General features: G+C 58.8%; 1 protein-coding gene. It reads left to right on the top strand.

The genetic code is table 11. From position 1 onward, the window contains the following. Positions 1-32: 32 nt before the first annotated feature. Positions 33-1,591, top strand: a 1,559-nt coding sequence (locus AC1VAN_RS21405) for a hypothetical protein (RefSeq protein WP_480986699.1), incomplete at its 3' end; no start/stop codon positions are given.

Genomic DNA, 1,591 nt, shown 5'->3' with positions numbered 1-1,591 from the left:
ACCAGGTTCCCTCCAATTGAGCTGGAGTTCCGGTGCCCCCACCTCCAAAAAAAGTTCAGGGATCCTCCCGCCAGAATCACTATGTACCGGAGTGGTACCAGCGTGGCTTTATCTCCGATGGCGGCCAGCACTGGCTCCTCGACTTGTCATCGCTGCGCCAGCGTCCCGACGGTACGCCGATACCGTCCAGGGCGCTTCGGAGGGCGCCCAAGTCGGCATTCTGGGAGCAGGATCTCTACGTCACTCGGTTCGGCGAGCAGTTCAACGACGAGGTAGAAACAGTACTCTTTCAAGGCATCGACGATTTCGGTGCGCTTGCGGTACGTGCGTTTCTCGGTGGCGACTCAGATCAGGTCCACGCGCAGTACCAGGCACTACTTAGTTACTTGGGCGCGCAGAAGTTACGCACTCCAAAAGGTCTGGACTGGATTCGAAGTCGATATCCGGCGCTTTCGCAGGTCGAACTGCTAGTGGAGATGCAGCATCTGCGTCACATGTTCGGCGCTCTGTGGGCCGAGGCCGTCCATGAGGTGGTCTCGGCCGAGGATTCGGATGTCAAGTTCCTCATCGTCGACCACCCAGTAACGACCTTCAATGCCGTGCTGCCAAGTGACGCGGCCGTCCAAGCCTATCCCAACGACGCTCCCATAACCTGGAACGGCACGCAGACGCTATTCCCACTCGACGGCAATCAGTTGCTAATTCTGACGCATGTAGATTACGCCAAATATCCCAGTGACGTCGCTCTCGCGGCAAAACGAACGAACGCACGCTATTTCGGTGATGCGATGATGCGCACGGATAGTCTTATCCGAGGGCGTCGCTTCAGTAGAGAAGAAGTCGTCACGGTGAACGCTTGGCTCAAGGGGCGCGCGCGCCGCTACATCGCCGCAGGAAGGCCGGAATGGCTGTATCCGGAATTGGATCGGCCTTTAGATCACGCCCGTCTGGCCGAGCTGCTGCGCCCGCCTGAAGCAGAGCTATGGCGCTACGGCGGCGATACATACTTCGGCTTCAAAGATGGCACTTATGGCTATCGAGACGCCTATGGGCGAACCTCACGTGAGCACGAGTTCGTGGCCAAACCACCTCCATTGTCGCCGCCGCAGACCGGAGAACCTTGTCCATGCGGCAGCGGCAGCCCCTACGACACGTGCTGCGAGCTGTTGGCGTCATGGGAGCGACCGCGGTGGGACGAGCTCAGCCTTCGCGAGCGAAACCTAGCGTTTCTGCGCGCGATCGCTGGCGTGTTGAACTTGAACGACAAGAACGCGTGGAGCCGTGTCCAACATAYGCTGTCCGACGAGCAGGTTTCCCAGCTGCATCGGATCTCCCAGGGGTTGTGGCCGGAAAACACCGATCTGACTGCRCTGCTTCCCCGGCAGAGTAACGGCCGAGTGCGTGCGGTGTACATGGGGCCGTCCGATCCGCGCACAGCAGGCGAAAGTTTCATAAGCCTCGTGCCGCTGTTCGATCAGATTCTGGTGATGGATCCGTTCCTCGTCTCACGCAATCTTCGCCCCGATTTCAGTCCTGTCACATCCCCGGAGCAGCACAAACTACAGTTTTTGAAGAACGTTTGGTTCTGGTT

It is taken from the genome of Stenotrophomonas sp. 05L44_2, assembly GCF_056665995.1.
This window is presented reverse-complemented; position numbering and strand designations above follow the sequence as displayed.